The sequence below is a fragment of the Pseudomonas sp. B2M1-30 genome (assembly GCF_025447575.1).
Taxonomy (GTDB): Bacteria; Pseudomonadota; Gammaproteobacteria; order Pseudomonadales; family Pseudomonadaceae; genus Aquipseudomonas; species Aquipseudomonas botevensis.
The window spans coordinates 157,833-173,940 of record NZ_JAOEJT010000005.1 but is presented as its reverse complement, the minus strand read 5'-3'; the positions used below and the strand labels follow the sequence as shown (position 1 = coordinate 173,940).

The 16,108-nt window shown below is 60.4% G+C and carries 15 protein-coding genes; 2 read left to right on the top strand and 13 right to left on the bottom strand.

Annotated elements, in window-relative coordinates; all coding sequences use genetic code 11:
- Positions 1-38 precede the first annotated feature (38 nt).
- The 6 genes from N8H74_RS12710 to N8H74_RS12685 form a co-directional block, all read right to left on the bottom strand.
- Complete coding sequence (locus N8H74_RS12710; protein WP_217830703.1) at positions 39-1,478, bottom strand: PLP-dependent aminotransferase family protein; 1,440 nt, start codon at positions 1,476-1,478, stop codon at positions 39-41.
- Between the two features lie 201 nt (positions 1,479-1,679).
- Positions 1,680-2,492 carry an OmpA family protein gene (locus N8H74_RS12705; protein ID WP_262147927.1) on the bottom strand — a complete coding sequence of 271 codons (813 nt, stop codon included), beginning with the start codon at positions 2,490-2,492 and terminating at the stop codon, positions 1,680-1,682.
- Entirely contained in the window at positions 2,489-2,845 is a 357-nt protein-coding gene (locus N8H74_RS12700; protein WP_217830701.1) for a DUF4398 domain-containing protein, read from the bottom strand. Before N8H74_RS12700 ends, N8H74_RS12705 begins: the two co-directional genes overlap by 4 nt.
- A 9-nt stretch (positions 2,846-2,854) precedes the next feature.
- On the bottom strand, positions 2,855-3,700 hold the full coding sequence (locus tag N8H74_RS12695) for a transporter substrate-binding domain-containing protein (protein ID WP_217830700.1): 846 nt from the start codon (positions 3,698-3,700) through the stop codon (positions 2,855-2,857).
- Positions 3,701-3,780: 80 nt separating this feature from the next.
- Positions 3,781-4,710, bottom strand: coding sequence for an FAD-binding protein (locus N8H74_RS12690; RefSeq protein WP_262147924.1), 930 nt, complete (start codon positions 4,708-4,710; stop codon positions 3,781-3,783).
- Between the two features lie 2 nt (positions 4,711-4,712).
- The gene (locus tag N8H74_RS12685; protein WP_007942046.1) at positions 4,713-5,462 is read right to left on the bottom strand and encodes an electron transfer flavoprotein subunit beta/FixA family protein; all 750 of its coding nucleotides are present in this window, start codon (positions 5,460-5,462) and stop codon (positions 4,713-4,715) included.
- Between the two features lie 549 nt (positions 5,463-6,011).
- On the opposite strand from N8H74_RS12685, the gene N8H74_RS12680 reads away from it, so the two are divergent.
- Complete coding sequence (locus N8H74_RS12680; protein ID WP_217830698.1) at positions 6,012-7,676, top strand: electron transfer flavoprotein-ubiquinone oxidoreductase; 1,665 nt, start codon at positions 6,012-6,014, stop codon at positions 7,674-7,676.
- Between the two features lie 63 nt (positions 7,677-7,739).
- On the opposite strand, the gene N8H74_RS12675 is transcribed toward N8H74_RS12680, so the two are convergent.
- Positions 7,740-8,630 carry an AraC family transcriptional regulator gene (locus N8H74_RS12675; protein WP_217830697.1) on the bottom strand — a complete coding sequence of 297 codons (891 nt, stop codon included), beginning with the start codon at positions 8,628-8,630 and terminating at the stop codon, positions 7,740-7,742.
- Between the two features lie 190 nt (positions 8,631-8,820).
- Here N8H74_RS12675 and N8H74_RS12670 point away from each other — a divergent pair, with 190 nt between their 5' ends.
- Entirely contained in the window at positions 8,821-9,873 is a 1,053-nt protein-coding gene (locus N8H74_RS12670) for an NAD(P)-dependent alcohol dehydrogenase (protein WP_262147920.1), read from the top strand.
- Positions 9,874-9,877: 4 nt separating this feature from the next.
- Here the strand turns inward: N8H74_RS12670 and N8H74_RS12665 are convergent, their stop codons facing one another.
- From N8H74_RS12665 to N8H74_RS12640, 6 genes are all read right to left on the bottom strand, one after another.
- Positions 9,878-10,681, bottom strand: a complete 804-nt coding sequence (locus tag N8H74_RS12665) for an IclR family transcriptional regulator (RefSeq protein WP_262147919.1) — start codon at positions 10,679-10,681, stop codon at positions 9,878-9,880.
- A 60-nt stretch (positions 10,682-10,741) separates the two neighbouring features.
- Positions 10,742-12,052, bottom strand: a complete 1,311-nt coding sequence (locus N8H74_RS12660; RefSeq protein ID WP_262147917.1) for an MFS transporter — start codon at positions 12,050-12,052, stop codon at positions 10,742-10,744.
- A 175-nt stretch (positions 12,053-12,227) separates the two neighbouring features.
- The gene (dgoD, locus tag N8H74_RS12655; RefSeq protein ID WP_217830693.1) at positions 12,228-13,376 is read right to left on the bottom strand and encodes a galactonate dehydratase; all 1,149 of its coding nucleotides are present in this window, start codon (positions 13,374-13,376) and stop codon (positions 12,228-12,230) included.
- A 61-nt stretch (positions 13,377-13,437) separates the two neighbouring features.
- Positions 13,438-14,058 carry a 2-dehydro-3-deoxy-6-phosphogalactonate aldolase gene (locus N8H74_RS12650; protein ID WP_262147915.1) on the bottom strand — a complete coding sequence of 207 codons (621 nt, stop codon included), beginning with the start codon at positions 14,056-14,058 and terminating at the stop codon, positions 13,438-13,440.
- 19 nt (positions 14,059-14,077) lie between these two features.
- Entirely contained in the window at positions 14,078-15,067 is a 990-nt protein-coding gene (locus N8H74_RS12645) for a 2-dehydro-3-deoxygalactonokinase (RefSeq protein ID WP_262147913.1), read from the bottom strand.
- Positions 15,068-15,174: 107 nt separating this feature from the next.
- The gene (locus N8H74_RS12640; RefSeq protein WP_262147911.1) at positions 15,175-16,089 is read right to left on the bottom strand and encodes a hypothetical protein; all 915 of its coding nucleotides are present in this window, start codon (positions 16,087-16,089) and stop codon (positions 15,175-15,177) included.
- Positions 16,090-16,108: the final 19 nt, after the last annotated feature.

Sequence of the window (16,108 nt, the reverse complement as noted above, 5' to 3'; positions counted from 1 at the left end):
CGCCTGTCGGGCGTCACATGACAAGCTCCGCCTACCCGTCAGAGAAACCCGGCCGTTTCCTGACAGAGTTGCGTCGCCAACAGTCCGAGGGTCATCAAGGTACGCTCGGCTTCGCGATTCCACGGGATTCCGCAGTTCATCCGGATGCAATGGTTGAACTGCTCGGTGTTACTGAAAATCAGCCCCGGCGCAATGCTGATGCCCTGCTGCAGGGCGCGGACGTGCAACTCCTGAGTGTTGACCCGCCCCGGCAGACTCACCCACAGAATGAATCCACCGGTGGGCCGGGTCATCTGTGTACCTTCAGGGAAGTACTGCTGCACCGCCAACTGGAAGGCGCTGAGGTTTTTCCGGTATTCCTGGCGGATGTAGCGCAAATGCCGGTCATACCCACCGTTTTCCAGATAGGCGGCAATCGCCATCTGCGTGACGCTGCACGCCGAGTGGGTGCTGAACGTCTGCAGGCGCTGGATTTCCTGCTGATATTTGCCGGCGATCATCCAGCCGATCCGCACACCCGGAGAAAGGGTTTTGGAAAAGCTTGAACAGTAGATCACCCGGTCCAGCCGGTCGTAAGCCTTGAGCGCCTTGGTCCGGCCCTGCTCGAACATCAGTTCGCCATAGATGTCGTCTTCGACGATCTGAATATCGAAATCCGACGCCAGGCGCAGCAGTTGCTTCTGCCGCTCTTCGGGCATGGTGCCGCCCAGCGGATTGCTCAGGCGCGTGGTCAACACCAACGCCTTGATCGACCATTGGTTGGCCGCCAGTTGCAGGGCTTCGAGGCTCATGCCGGTGGCGGGATCACTGGGAATTTCGATAACCTTGAGGCCCAGCAGGTCGGCCAGTTGCAGCAGACCGTAATAGGTCGGTGATTCGGCGGCGATCAGGTCGCCCGGACGGGTCAGCACTCGCAGCGACATCTGCAAGGCATCGACACAGCCGTGGGTGATCACCACTTCCGAAGGGTCGACCACCACACCGGCATCGCGCATGCGGATCGCCACCTGGCGGCGCAGCGGCTCGAACCCGGGGCTGAACATGTAGCTGAACGCCCGAGGGCTGTGGAATCGGGTGACTTTGGCCAACTGCTGGTGCAGGGCGCGCACCGGCAGGTAATCAACGCTCGGCACCGCCGCGCCCAACGGAAACACGCCTTCACGGCGCGACTCGACCAACACCTGCTGGATGATGCTGCTGCGGGTGACCAGACCGGGCCGCTCGACCCGGGCGATGTCCGGGGTCGGCGCGGTCAGGGCCGGTGTCTGGTGTACGTAATAGCCGGACTGCGGTCGCGCACGGATCAGCCCCTGATCTTCGAGGTTGGCATACGCCTGCAACACCGTCGCATGGCTGACGTTGAGCTGCGAACTCATCTTGCGCACCGAGGGCACGCGCTCGCCTGGCTGATAGACGCCACGCCGGATGTCTTCGGCCAGTTGTTGAGCAATACGTTGGTAGAGCAAGAGATTGGTCATGACGCAGCACTCGATTTCACGGGCATTTTATTCTTGTGTGAAACAATACCGGAACAGTTTAGAAGTGTACTGGGACAGTTGCCACATTACTCGACCGTACAGTGCAGTGTCAGCCCCCAACTGTTAGGTTTGCGCGCCAATCGACAGACGTAAAAAAGCCCGGCGCTGCATGACAGCCCGGGCTTTCCAGTAACGCAGCCCTCAGCGGGCGGCGCCGAGCTGGCCTTTTTCGTCGGAGAACACGATTTCCACCCGACGGTTCTGCGCCCGCCCACGCTCGGAAGCGTTGGCGTCCACCGGGTATTCGTCGCCGTAACCTTCGACCTGAATACGCTTGTCCTCGATGCCCAGATCCATCAGCACATCCGCCACTGCCTGCGCGCGATCGCGGGACAGCTTGAGGTTTTCCTGCTTGCCGCCGGTGCTGTCGGTGTAACCCTCGATGCGCACCACACGCTTGGGATTGAGTTGCAGGAACTGGACGATCTTCAGCACCACCCGGTTCGCCGAGTTCTTCAACTCGGCTTCACCGGTGTCGAACAACACATCGCCGAGGGTCATCACCAGACCCCGATCGGTCTGGGTCGTGGCCAGCGCGACAATTTGCTCCTCAAGCCATTTGCCCTGCTGCTGCACGCTCAGCAGTTTCGACTCACGCAGGGCCAGTTGCAGGCGCTGACGCTCCAGTTCCAGCTTGGCCGCGCGCTCTTCGTTGAGCGCCTGAGTGGTGTGCTCGCGGGCAATTTCACTGTAGCGCTGGCTCAGGTAGGCGTAATGCACCACGTCCGAACCGCTGCCCCAGTAAGTCGACAGGCGATCGGCCCGGGCCAGGGACTCACCGGCACGGATCACGTCCTTCGGTGCGATCCGCAACACGTTGGAATCTTCCTTGACCTTCTGGAAATCGGCACCGGCCTGCTGCAATGCGGCTTCGCTGTGCTGACCGGCACAACCGTAGAGGCTGGCGCAGCCGGCGAGGATCAGAGCGCCGATGACGTTGAACTTCAGGCTCATTGGGCATCTCCCAATTGCTTGCGCAGCCGGACGATGCGGGTATTGAGCACGTTCACCTGTTCTTCACTTTTCTGGGTCAGCACCTTGGCTTCGGCCAGACGCGCGTCCAGTTCAGCCTGCTCGGCACGCATCCGCGCGTTCTTGAAGGATTGATCGGCCATGTTGCCCTTGGCCCGGTTGAACTTGCCTTCCGCCAGCTTCATTTCCGGCACTTCGTCGGCGGTGGCGCCAACGGCCTTGGCCTGCTCGAGCGCCTGCTCGGTGAGGCGAAATTGTTCGTTGGGTGCCGGATCGCTGGCGCAACCGGCCAGGGCCAGAACAGCCATGGCGGCGAAAAGAGGTCGAATACTCACTAAGAATCCCTACTGTTTTGGGGCACTGACAGGTTGTGGCTGCTGCGGCTGGGGCTGCTGTTGCTGAGCCTTCCAGCGCTCGATATTGCGTTGCAGCGCGGCTTCCGTCAGTCCGGACGCGGGCAATTCTGTCATCTTTTTTGCCAACTGTCCGCGCAACCACGGATCGTTGCAGGCGGAGTTATGCGAAACCGCGAGGAACAGGCCGGGCCGATCGACCGGTTGCTCGAAGGCCAGCAGATCATTGGCCATGCCCAGCGCCTGTGCGGCCGCCATGCCCGAGTAGCGACCGGCGAGTACATATTCCACCTCGCCCAGAAGCAATTTCTGAAAGGCCTGAGTCAGGTTTGCCGTGCGGATCAGGGTCAATTGCTGCTCGGCGAAAGTGCCGAATGCCTGGGTCATTCGAGACTTTTCCGACAAGCCGCCGGTATGCCCGTGCAGGTCCTTTGCTTCGCTGTAGACCAAGGTCGAGCCTTTGCGGGTCCAGACCAGATAGTCGTTTTCCAGCAGCGGCGGGTGAATGTAATCGAAGTTTTCCAGCTCGTTCAGGGTCAGCGGGGCATCGGCCAGCATGTCCATCCGGCCGCTGCGCACCTCATCCAGCGCCTGGGAGCGCTTGCCGGCGTAAAGCAACTCAACCTTGATTCCCAAGTCCTTGGCGATCTGTTGCAGCAGATCGGCACTGGCGCCGATCAACTGTTTCGGGTTCTGCGGATCCTGCCACAGGTACGGCGGCGCATCCGGGCTGCCGGTGACCACCAGGCGTTCGCACTTGCCGGCAGCCACGGCCAACCCCGGTGCCAGTGCCGACACCCACAATAACGAGCAGCCCAACCGGCGGCGCAGATCCATGGCGTAACGCTCCCACTCAAACCCGAGACAAAAAAAAGCCCGACCAACAGGCCGGGCTCTTTATAAGTGAAGCAGCCGGATTAGACCAGCTTCTCCAGCTCAGGTACGGCTTCGAACAGATCCGCCACCAGACCGTAATCGGCCACCTGGAAGATCGGCGCTTCTTCGTCCTTGTTGATCGCAACGATCACTTTGGAGTCTTTCATGCCGGCCAGGTGCTGGATCGCGCCGGAGATACCGACGGCGATGTACAGCTGTGGAGCGACGATCTTGCCGGTCTGACCGACCTGCATGTCGTTCGGTACGAAACCTGCGTCGACCGCGGCGCGGGAAGCGCCGACGGCAGCACCCAGCTTGTCGGCCAGGGCGTACAGGTGCTTGAAGTTGTCGCCGTTCTGCATGCCGCGACCGCCGGAAACGACGATTTTGGCAGCGGTCAGCTCAGGACGATCAGATTTCGCAAGCTCTTCGTTGACGAAGCTGGAAGTACCGGCGTCGTGAGCAGCGGCCACCGATTCAACAGCAGCCGAACCACCTTCAGCGGCAACCGGGTCGAAACCGGTGGCACGCACGGTGATCACTTTGATGGCGGCGGTCGACTGCACGGTCGCAATGGCGTTACCGGCATAGATCGGACGCTTGAAGGTGTCGGCGCTTTCTACCGAGATGATCTCGGAGATCTGGTCGACGTCCAGCGACGCGGCAACGCGTGGCAGGATGTTTTTGCCGTTGGAAGTGGCGGCAGCCAGGATGTGGCTGTAGCCCTTGCCCAGTTCGGCGACCAGCGGAGCGACGTTTTCCGGCAGCTGATGCGCGTAAGCGGCGTTGTCAGCGTTCAGGACTTTGCTCACGCCCGCGATTTTCGCAGCGGCTTCAGCCACGGCGCCAGCGCCCTGACCGGCCACCAGAACGTGGATGTCGCCGCCGATCTTGGCAGCTGCAGCCACGGTGTTCAGCGTGGCCGGGGCCAGCACTTTGTTGTCGTGTTCAGCGATTACCAGGATAGTCATGGTCAGATCACCTTCGCTTCGTTTTTCAGTTTCTCGACCAGTTCAGCCACCGACTTGACTTTGATGCCCGCGCTGCGTGCAGCCGGCGCTTCGACTTTCACGGTCTTGTTGGTGGAGGCGGTGGAAACGCCCAAAGCGTCAGGCGTCAGCACTTCGAGAGGCTTCTTCTTGGCTTTCATGATGTTTGGCAGCGACGCGTAGCGCGGCTCGTTCAAACGCAGGTCGGTGGTGACGATCGCTGGCAGTTTCAGGGAAACGGTCTGCGCGCCGCCGTCGATTTCGCGGGTCACGGCAACGCTGTCGCCGGAGACTTCGACTTTCGAGGCGAAAGTGCCCTGACCGTAGCCGCTCAGTGCAGCGAGCATCTGGCCGGTCTGGTTGTTGTCGCTGTCGATGGCCTGTTTGCCCAGGATCACCAGCTGAGGCTGTTCCTTGTCGACCACAGCCTTGAGCAGCTTGGCCACGGCCAGGGAAGTCAGATCTTCGGCGGATTCGACGAGGATGGCGCGGTCGGCACCAAGAGCCAGTGCGGTACGCAGCTGCTCCTGAGCGGTGGACGGGCCGATGGAGACGACGACGATTTCAGTCGCAACGCCTTTCTCTTTCAGGCGTACGGCTTCTTCCACTGCGATTTCGCAGAACGGGTTCATCGACATCTTGACGTTGGCGAGGTCTACGCCGGAATTGTCCGCCTTGACGCGAACCTTGACGTTGTAATCCACAACGCGTTTGACAGCTACAAGAACCTTCATGGATTCCTCGTTACTCTCCGGTGAAAAGAAAGTCGCCTAGGCGAACCTGGCGGTTGATGCTCATCGGGCACAAGGGCACCTCTAAAAACGCCGGCATGAGTACGGGATGTTTCACATCGCGAAGTGGATGACCGTTCGTCAGTGGTGACCGATAAGTCATTCATCTGTGCGGTGTGTAAACTGCGCGCCAGATCTGTGTCGCGCATCACCGGGTACCGCCTACGCCCTGTCTTTAGAGGTGCTCTTGAAACCGCCAGTCTGCCTACGGCGAGCGCAAAACCGCCCGTATCTTGACCGGAACGCCTATTCCGGTCAATACGGCAAAATAGCCGTTCATAAGCCGCGCTTCTTTGATTTCTCTGGCCTGCGGCCAATTCAAACAAACGTTTGTATTGGACGCTGGGAGTGGTGTAGATATAATGCGCCGCCTAGAGAGAAAGGTGGTTTGCCCATTATTACCCTTGACGTTAACGTAAAGGCAATAACGGATACGACACCGAACCTCCAAATTAGAAAAAAAACTGTTGAGCCTTGAGTAGGAGATAGCCTGTGGAACGCGAATACATGGAATTCGACGTGGTCATCGTCGGTGCCGGCCCCGCTGGCCTGTCCGCCGCCTGCCGTCTGAAGCAGAAGGCCGCCGAAGCCGGTAAGGAAATCAGCGTCTGCGTGGTCGAAAAAGGCTCCGAAGTCGGCGCGCACATCCTGTCCGGCGCGGTATTCGAACCACGGGCCCTGAACGAACTCTTCCCTGACTGGAAAGAACTCGGCGCCCCGCTGAACACGCCCGTCACCCGCGATGACATTTTCGTGCTGAAAAACGCCGAAAGCGCGCAAAAGATCCCTGACTTCTTTGTGCCCAAGACCATGCACAACGAAGGCAACTACATTATTTCCCTCGGCAACCTGTGCCGCTGGCTGGCCCAGCAGGCCGAGAACCTGGGCGTGGAAATCTACCCGGGCTTCGCCGCCCAGGAAGCGCTGTTCGACGAAAACGGCATCGTGCGCGGGATCATCACCGGTGACCTGGGTGTCGATCGCGAAGGCCATCCGAAAGAAGGCCTGTACACCCCGGGCATGGAATTGCGTGGCAAGTACACGCTGTTCGCCGAAGGCTGCCGTGGCCACATCGGCAAGCAGCTGATCAAGCGCTTCAACCTCGACAGCGATGCCGACGCCCAGCACTACGGCATCGGCCTGAAAGAAATCTGGGAAGTCGACCCGGCCAAACACCAGCCAGGCCTGGTGGTACACACCGCCGGTTGGCCGATGGACATCATGGGCACCGAGAACACCGGCGGCTCGTTCCTCTATCACCTGGAAAACAATCAGGTGGTGGTCGGCCTGATCGTCGATCTGTCCTACAGCAACACGTACCTGTCGCCGTTCGACGAATTCCAGCGCCTCAAGCACCACCCGGTACTCAAGCAGTACCTGGAAGGCGGCAAGCGCATCAGCTACGGCGCCCGCGCGATCTGCAAGGGTGGCCTGAACTCGTTGCCGAAAATGGTGTTCAAGGGCGGCGCACTGATCGGTTGCGACCTCGGCACCCTGAACTTCGCCAAGATCAAGGGCAGCCACACCGCGATGAAGTCCGGCATGCTCGCCGCTGAATCGGTGGCTGACGCATTGTTCGCCGACAAGGACGGCAGCGAAGAGCTGACCACCTACGTCGACGCGTTCAAGAAGAGCTGGCTCTATGAAGAACTGTTCGCCAGCCGCAACTTCGGCCCGGCGATCCACAAGTTCGGTGCCATCGTCGGCGGCGGTTTCAACTGGCTGGACCAAAACATCTTCGGCGGCAAACTGCCGTTCACCCTGCACGACACCAAGCCGGATTACGCCTGCCTCAAGCTCGCCGCCGACTGCAAGAAAATCGACTACCCGAAACCCGACGGCAAGATCAGCTTCGACAAGCTGAGCTCGGTGTTCATCTCCGGCACCAACCACGAAGAAGAACAACCGTGCCACCTGAAGCTGACCGACCCGACCATTCCGCTAGCCAAGAACCTGCCGCTCTACGACGAACCCGCCCAGCGCTACTGCCCGGCCGGCGTCTATGAAGTGGTGACCAAGGAAGACGGCGAGAAACGCTTCCAGATCAACGCCCAGAACTGCGTACACTGCAAGACCTGTGACATCAAGGACCCTTCGCAGAACATCACCTGGGTCACGCCGGAAGGCGCTGGCGGCCCGACTTACCCGAACATGTAAGTCGAAACGCTGAACATCGAGGCTCCCGATATGGGGGCCTTTTTGTTGCCTGCGATTCGGTCATCAGGCAGCGCGTTCATCCCCGGGACTGCGCTCGAAGTAGCGCTTGTACTCGCGACTGAACTGCGACGTGCTCTGATACCCCACCCGATGCGCCACCTGCGCCACGCCCAGTCCCTCGGCGATCAGCAACGTCTGCGCCTTTAGCAAACGCAAACGTTTCAGATACTGCACCGGCGACAGCAACGTGCTGCGTTTGAAATGTTCATGGAAAGTCGAAACGCTCATGTTCGCGCAACCGGCGAGGGTCTCGACATTCAGCGGCTCGGTGTAATGCGCATGCAGATGGCTGATCGACGCCGCCACCCGGGCAAACTGCCCCTGCTGTTCCACCAACGCCCGCAGCACATCGGCCTGGGGTCCGCGCAGCGCGACGAACAGCAACTCACGCACTCGCGCCGGCCCGAGAATCTGGCACTCCAGCGGATCGTGCAGACAGCGCAACAACCGTTCGACGCAACCGCGCATGCCGTCATCGAGCACCACCGAGGTCATCGACTCCGGCGTCTGCGCTGCGATATGCCGCCCCGGCGCCAGGCCCATCGCCAACACCAACTCACCCAACAGCACCCGATCGATCGCCACCGACACCCCCAGCAGCGGCGCATCCGGCAAGGCATAGGTCTCGCACTCGAACGGCACCGGCAACGCCTGAATCAGGTAATGCCCGGCACCGTACTCCATCGTGCGCGGTCCCAGGTACGCCAGTTTGCTGCCCTGGGCGATGATCATCAGGCTCGGTTCATAAATGTGCGGGCCACGGGCCACGTCGCAACTGGCGCGCAACACCTGCACGCCCGGCAGACCGGTCTGGCTGTAGCCATCGCGCAGCGCCAGCGGTTCGATCAACGAAACCAGGGTGGCGTTGGCATCAAGGTGACGGGTCAATTGCATCGGATTGCTCTTCAAAAAAGTCACGGAATCAGGGACGAAAACATCATCGCAGATCCTTTTGCCAATGCGACCGATCAAACCCGCATGCCGGAGGATTAGGCATGACACCCGGAGGAATCGCCATGGCCGGACACCCGGACGGCGCCCAGAATGCGCCGCCTCACCTGTCACTGCTTTTGCGAGGTTCCCCATGTACACCGCCATCGGCTATGCCGCCCAATCGGCCACCACGCCCCTCGCCCCGATGAAGTTCGAACGCCGCAGCCCACGGGCCGACGACGTGGCGATCGACATTCTGTATTGCGGCGTCTGCCACTCCGACATCCACCAGGCGCGCAACGAATGGGGCATCGCCGTTTATCCGTTGATGCCTGGCCACGAGATCGTCGGAAAAGTCACCGCCATCGGTGCGAATGTCACCCGCCACAAGGTAGGCGATCTGGTCGGCGTCGGCTGCATGGTCGACTCCTGCCGCACCTGCGAAGCCTGCCAGTCCAACCTCGAGCAATATTGCCTCGAAGGCCCGACCATGACCTACGCCACCCCGGATCGGGTCGACGGCAGCAACACCATGGGCGGCTACTCGGACAGCATCGTCGTCAGCGAGCATTTCGTGGTGCGCATCCCGGAAAAACTCGACCTGGCCAGCGCCGCACCGATTCTCTGCGCCGGCATCACCACCTACTCGCCGCTCAAGCACTACGGCGTGAAGGCCGGCGACAAGGTCGGGATTCTCGGCATGGGCGGCCTGGGCCACATGGGCATCAAGTTCGCCAAGGCCATGGGCGCTGAAGTGACGCTGTTCACCCGTTCGGCAAGCAAGGCCGAAGAAGGTCGTCGTCAGGGCGCCGATCATGTGATCGTCTCCACCGACGAAGAGCAGATGAAAGCTGCAGCCGGTCGTTTCGATTTCCTGCTGGACACCATTCCGGTCCAGCACGATCTCAACCCGTACCTCGACACCCTGCGCTTCGACGGCGTGCACATTCTGGTGGGTCTGATCGAGCCGATCGATCCGCCGGTCCACGCCGCCAAACTGGTGCTGGGCCGTCGCGTTTTGGCCGGTTCGTTGATCGGTGGCGTCGCCGAAACCCAGGAAGTGCTGGATTTCTGCGCCGAACACAACATCAGCTGCGACATCGAGATGCTCGACATCCGCCAGATCAACGAGGCTTACGCGCGGATGATCGCCGGGGATGTGAAGTACCGCTTCGTGATCGACATGGCGACTTTGAAAGTCTGACGCGTCAGACCTTCAACCCCAGCTCCGCCGAGAGCCGGGCCGTGACCCCTTTGATCAGGGGAATCAGCTCGGCCATTTTTTCCAGTGGCATATAAGGCACGGTGCTGGCGATGCTGATGGCGGCGACGATCTGCTTGCTCGCATCGCGGATCGGCGCCGCCACGCAACGGATCGACGGCTCGTTGTCCTCCAGATCGAAGGCGTAGCCGCCGGCCACGTATTCGGTCATCCGCTGCTCCAGTTGCTCCCACGACTGCTGTGGGTGCTGCGGCCAGAACTGACTTTTCCCACCCGCCGGCAGGCTGATGTCGTACAGCCGCTGCCAGTTCTGCGGCGTGTCATCCAGCATCAGCGCCTTGCCGATCCCGGTGCGCGCCAGCGGCATGCGATGGCCGACCCGCGAACGCATTTCCGGGCCATTGCGCCCCGGATTTTTCAGCAGATACAGCACTTCGTCGCCTTCGCGAATGCCCAGGTGAACAGTGTCACCGGTCAGCGCCGACAATTCGTCCAGATACGGCCCGGCCAGGCTCGCCAGCGGCAACTCTTCGCGCGCCTGGAAACCCAGCTCGATCAGCTTCGGCCCCAGCAGATAGCCCACTTGCGGCACGACCCGCAGATAGCGTTCGTCCACCAGACAACTCGCCAGCCGATGGGTGGTGCTGCGCGTAGTGCCGATCAGCCGCGCGATCTCTTTCAGATCGCGGGCGCCACTGGCGACGGCCTGCACCACACCCAACCCGCGAAGCAGGGTCTGGGTGCCGGTGGGCGCGGCGTCCTTGGCGGTTTTTGGGGCGTCTTCCTGCATATCCAGCCTTTACCGTTGAGCGAGGGAACGGGCGGCATTATGGTCGCCCGACACGGACGACTACAACTCGATACGCTCGACCTTGCCCACCAGCAGCACGTAGGACAAGGCACCGATCAGCGCCAGAACCGCGATGTAGGTGATCGCCGGCGCGAACGAATCACCGCTGGCGAGGAAACCGATGACAATCGGCGTGGCGATGGCCGACAGGTTGCCGATGAAATTGAACACCCCGCCAGTCAATCCGAGCAACCTGGCCGGCGCCAGCGTCGACACCAGGGACCAGGTGATCGAGGCCAGCCCGTTGCCGAAAAACGCCAGCGCGAGGAAGGCAATCACCAGCGGCGTCGACTCGACGAAGTTGGCGCCGATGATCGAGGTGGAAATCAGCAGACCACCGATGATCGGCAACTTGCGCGCGAAGCCGACGGTATAACCACGGCGAATCAGGAAGTCGGAAAAGAACCCTGAACACAACACGCCGATAAACGCAGCGAGGAACGGCAGCGACGCCAGCAGGCCGGACTTGATGAAGTCCATGCCGCGATACTTCACCAGATAGGTCGGGAACCACGTCAGGAAAAACCACAGCGTCGAGTTGAGGCAGAACTGACCGAGGTAAATCCCCCACAACTTGCGTTTGCTGAGGACGATGCCCAGATCCGTCCAGCTGAATTTTGCCTTGACCTTCGCGGTGTCGGCCTGGATATCCACCAACCCGCCGCCCTCGCGGATCAGGTCGATTTCCGCCTCGTTGGCGCCTTTGAAATCCCGTGGTTCGCGATACACCGCGTACCAGATCGCTGCCCAGATAATGCCGACCGCGCCGGTGACCACGAACACCATGTGCCAGCCGTATTCATGCTGCAGCCAGGCCAGTACCGGGGTCAGGAACGCCAGCCCGACGAACTGGCCGGAGGTGTAGAAACCGATGGCGGTGGCCCGTTCACGCTCGGGAAACCAGGTGGTCACCACGCGGCTGTTGATCGGATATGCCGGCGCTTCCAGCGCACCGACCGCCATGCGCAGCACGAACAGCGCGATGAAGCTCGCGGCGAAGCCGAGCATCACCGTCGCCACAGACCACAGCAGTAGCGCGGCACTGTACAGAATGCGCGGCGGCACCCGATCCACCAGCCAGCCGCCGGGGATCTGCATGGCGGCGTAGGTCCAGCCGAACGCAGAGAAAATCAGCCCGACGTGAACCGGATCGATGCCCAGTTCGGAGGTCAGCGCCGGGGCGGCAATCGACAGGTTGCTGCGGTCGAGGTAGTTGATGACCACGGTGATGAACAGCAACACCATGATGAAAAAGCGCTTACGGCTGGGCGTGACCAATGACGCCTGCCCGGTCAGGGTTTGCGGTTGCATGGGGGTGCCTCTTCTTATGTTTATTGAGGTCGGCGTGAAGCCTTGCACTGAGCGTTTGTGGGAGTCGGGCTCGCCCGCGAAAGGGGTTTTTCAGTCAACATCTGCTGAGCTGACATGACGCATTCGCGAGCAAGCCCGCTCCCGCAAGGGGGGCGGAAAGCGTTGAGTCAGCGACTCACCACTCGGCAAAACTGCCATCGGCATGCCGCCAGACCGGGTTGCGCCAGCGGTGGCCGACGGCGGCGCGCTCGATCACATATTCCTCGTTGATCTCGATGCCCAGCCCCGGGCCGTTCGGGATCTTGACGAAGCCCTGGTCGTAGTCGAACACCCGTGGGTCCTTCACATAATCGAGCAAGTCGTTGCTCTCGTTGTAATGGATGCCCAGGCTCTGCTCCTGAATGAACGCGTTGTAGCAAGCCGCATCCAGTTGCAGACACGCCGCCAGCGCAATCGGCCCCAACGGGCAATGCAGCGCCAGCGCCACATCGTAGGCTTCGGCCATGTTGGCGATCTTGCGGGTCTCGGTGATGCCACCGGCGTGGGACGCATCGGGCTGGATGATGTCGACGTAGCCTTCGCTCAACACCCGTTTAAAGTCCCAGCGGGAAAACAGCCGTTCGCCCAGGGCAATCGGTGTACTGGTCAGTGGAGCCAGCTCTTTCAGTGCTTCGTAGTTTTCGCTGAGCACCGGTTCTTCGATGAACATCAATTTGAACGGATCGAGTTCCTTCATCAGCACCTTGGCCATGGGTTTGTGGACCCGGCCATGGAAGTCGACACCGATGCCGACGTTCGGCCCGACCGCATCGCGTACCGCCGCCACGTTGGCCAGCGCCAGATCGACCTTGTCGAAGGTGTCGAGGAATTGCAGCTCTTCGGTGCCGTTCATTTTCACCGCTGTGAAACCACGGCCCACCGCTTCTTTGGCCGCGCGCGCGGTGTCAGCCGGACGATCGCCGCCGATCCACGAATACACACGAATCTTGTCGCGCACCTGACCACCCAGCAGATCGCTGACCGATACGCCGAGGGCCTTGCCCTTGATGTCCCACAACGCCTGGTCGATACCGGCCAGGGCGCTCATGTGGATCGCACCGCCACGGTAGAAGCCGCCGCGATACAGCACCGTCCAGATGTCTTCGATGTTGCGTGGGTCTTTGCCGATCAGGTAGTCGGACAATTCCTCAACGGCAGCCGCGACGGTGTGCGCGCGACCTTCGACCACGGGCTCGCCCCAACCGGTCACGCCCTCGTCGGTTTCGACCTTGAGGAAGCACCAGCGCGGCGGGACGATGAAGGTCGTGAGTTTGGTGATTTTCATCTCTGCTCTCTTTTTGTAAATGCAGCTTTTATAGATGCAGCGCACTCAGCGCCAGAAAGTCTTAGCGAAGGGCTTTCCAGGCCGCGACATAGGCCTTGGCATTGGCCGCCACTTGCTCAGTCGTCATACCCGGTTTGAACAGCCCGGAGCCGAGGCCGAAGCCTTTGACGCCCGCGTCGATGAAGACCTGCATGTTGTCCGGCGTGATCCCGCCGACCGGCGCCAGCACCGTTCCGACCGGCAACACCGCCAGCCACGCCTTCACCACCGCCGGCCCCATCTGCTCGGCCGGGAACAGCTTGAGAATGTCCGCACCCTCCTCCAGCGCGGCGAAGGCTTCAGTCGGCGTCGCGACACCCGGCGACAGGTACAGCCCCGCCGCTTTCGCCGCCCGCAACACCTTGGCATCGCTGTGGGGCATGACGATCACTTGCCCCCCTGCCTCTTTCACCAGTTCCACCTGTTCCGGGGTCAGCACCGTACCGGCACCGATCAGGCAATCGGCGGGCAAGGTCTTGCGCAGGATGCGGATACTTTCGTACGGCGAAGGGGAATTTAGCGGTACTTCGATAACGCGAAATCCGGCCGCATACAGGACTTCTCCGACAGCGGCGGCTTCCTGCGGATGCAGGCCGCGCAGAATCGCGATCAGACCGTTTTGCGCCAATGCTTGCTTGAGCATGTCAGGCCTCCAGTCAGGGTTAACGGGATGAGGAATCGATCAGTCCGGCGGCCAGCGCCAGTTGCCACAGGCCACGCTCGGTGGCCTGCTCCGCCAGGGTCACCCGGGCGAAACCGCAGGCGTCGAGCGCACGGCTGTAGCGGGCACACAATTGGCTGTTGCCGATAAGAATGATCGAAGGAAGATGGACGCTGTTGCGTCGACGCCGCTGCACCTGGGCAAGCGCCGCCAGTTCATGGCCAATCAACAGACCGGAAAGATAATCGGGCTGTGCGGTGGCACTGAGTTCGCCTGTCAGGCCCAGGCTGCGGGCGCTGAACAGAGTCGACAGCACACCGATCTCGCCGTCCGCCGACAACGCTACCTGCACGCCACGATCAAACGCCTGGCCGTCGAAAGTCGCGCCGTGCTGTTGGGTACGGCCGAGAATGCTGTGTTCGCTGAGTACGGCAAACACCTCGCCGGTCATGAACGTGTCGAAATGGGTGATGCAGCCATCGACCACTTCCACCCATTTCGAATGACTGCCCGGCAGGCCGATCAACAGATCGTCACTCGCCTCCAGCGCCAGATTCTGCAAGACGCCGAGCACCTGGGTTTCTTCGCCACGCATGACGTTCGGCAGACGCGAACGCTGGATCACCCCCGGCACGATATGCACCAGCGTGCCGCGAAGGCTGCGTACGGTTTGCAGGGAATTTCCGAGATCGGCGACGTTGGCCGGCGTGTCGCGATAGGCCGCTTCGCGCCAACCCTGGGCGCTGCCGACCATGCCGCAAGCGATCACCGGCAACTGCGGCTGCGCATCGAGCCAGTCACCACAGGCCTCGTCGAAGGCCAGTTCAAAACCATCGGCGCATTCGCGACCGTGGAGGATGCGCGGCGTCTTCGGCAACTGCATGATCCCGGACGACAGCGAACGCTGCTCCAGCACCTGGCCACCCGCCGCGAGTTTATAAGCACGTAATGAGGTCGTCCCCCAATCGAGCGCGATCAATTGCGCCAGCATCGCTTCACCTGTTTTGTTTTTGGCAGTGAGTGAGCTGGACTATAGACCTCCCAAGCTATAAATCTCAATATGTAATTTTGCATCCCATATTTTGGGATTTGTCAGGTTCACATCGTCATGGCTTCCAGCCCTTCGTCAAACAGGAAAAGCTTGAAGCTCTCAGGGTCATTCGAACCAAAGACATGCGTATCGCCCTGCGCATCACTCAGCCCTTCCTCTTCTCGTCCATCCGGTCGCTTGATCAGATACCGTACGTTCGGCTGGGGCTTTCGCGTCTGGGCATCGACAATTCGAAATTTGCCATTCAGTGGTGCGAACGAACTCAATAACCCACTGTAAGGCAGGCCACTGCACACACCTCCATGAACGATGGTGTCCCCTGCGTAGTAGCGTCTCTCGGTGATGCAAATCTGCTCGAATTGAAGCCACGATAGCGGCCGAAGCTCCGGCGGCAAGATTACATACTCCGGCGCTGTGATTACTTTTTGAACCTCAGCAATGATCCGAGACGTGGGTATATACATAACCTTTGAATAATAAGCCTTATAGAAAGTAGCCGTTATTGTCGCTTGACAGGGAATATAGTCTTGTCTGCCCAGCAACGATAACAACACCTCCTTTCTGATTATTCTGGAACTGCCGCCCTGATCAACGTCCTCTTCAAACCTGAACCACACATTAAACTCATAACGTCGATCCCCCTCCACAACTCGCACATCACGGACAACACCGCCGCCGTAAAGTCGAATTTTATGAAGAATGGAAAAATCGCCGTCGCCATCCAGCGAACATTTCAACCATGTTCCGACTTGCTCGTTAATACCATGCGCCTTGTATAAATTCACCAAATCCCTATCAGACCTGAAGCGGAGATTATAACTTCCGGCATCATACTCAATAGATGTGAACTCAATTCGTGGCGCCGGAACATGCAACTGCATGCATGAAGAGCAGAGCATGAACAATGCAGCTAAAAACAACCTGCGCATCACCACCCCAAAAACCAAACACGCAAAAATCATAAAGCGTCACGATTCAGAG

Coding starts and splice junctions, on each gene's coding strand:
- N8H74_RS12710 (WP_217830703.1), bottom strand. CDS start 1,478: ATGACCAATCTCTTGCTCTACCAACGTATTGCTCAACAACTGGCCGAA.
- N8H74_RS12705 (WP_262147927.1), bottom strand. CDS start 2,492: ATGAGCCTGAAGTTCAACGTCATCGGCGCTCTGATCCTCGCCGGCTGC.
- N8H74_RS12695 (WP_217830700.1), bottom strand. CDS start 3,700: ATGGATCTGCGCCGCCGGTTGGGCTGCTCGTTATTGTGGGTGTCGGCA.
- N8H74_RS12690 (WP_262147924.1), bottom strand. CDS start 4,710: ATGACTATCCTGGTAATCGCTGAACACGACAACAAAGTGCTGGCCCCG.
- N8H74_RS12685 (WP_007942046.1), bottom strand. CDS start 5,462: ATGAAGGTTCTTGTAGCTGTCAAACGCGTTGTGGATTACAACGTCAAG.
- N8H74_RS12675 (WP_217830697.1), bottom strand. CDS start 8,630: ATGCAATTGACCCGTCACCTTGATGCCAACGCCACCCTGGTTTCGTTG.
- N8H74_RS12670 (WP_262147920.1), top strand. CDS start 8,821: ATGTACACCGCCATCGGCTATGCCGCCCAATCGGCCACCACGCCCCTC.
- N8H74_RS12665 (WP_262147919.1), bottom strand. CDS start 10,681: ATGCAGGAAGACGCCCCAAAAACCGCCAAGGACGCCGCGCCCACCGGC.
- N8H74_RS12660 (WP_262147917.1), bottom strand. CDS start 12,052: ATGCAACCGCAAACCCTGACCGGGCAGGCGTCATTGGTCACGCCCAGC.
- dgoD (WP_217830693.1), bottom strand. CDS start 13,376: ATGAAAATCACCAAACTCACGACCTTCATCGTCCCGCCGCGCTGGTGC.
- N8H74_RS12650 (WP_262147915.1), bottom strand. CDS start 14,058: ATGCTCAAGCAAGCATTGGCGCAAAACGGTCTGATCGCGATTCTGCGC.
- N8H74_RS12645 (WP_262147913.1), bottom strand. CDS start 15,067: ATGCTGGCGCAATTGATCGCGCTCGATTGGGGGACGACCTCATTACGT.
- N8H74_RS12640 (WP_262147911.1), bottom strand. CDS start 16,089: ATGATTTTTGCGTGTTTGGTTTTTGGGGTGGTGATGCGCAGGTTGTTT.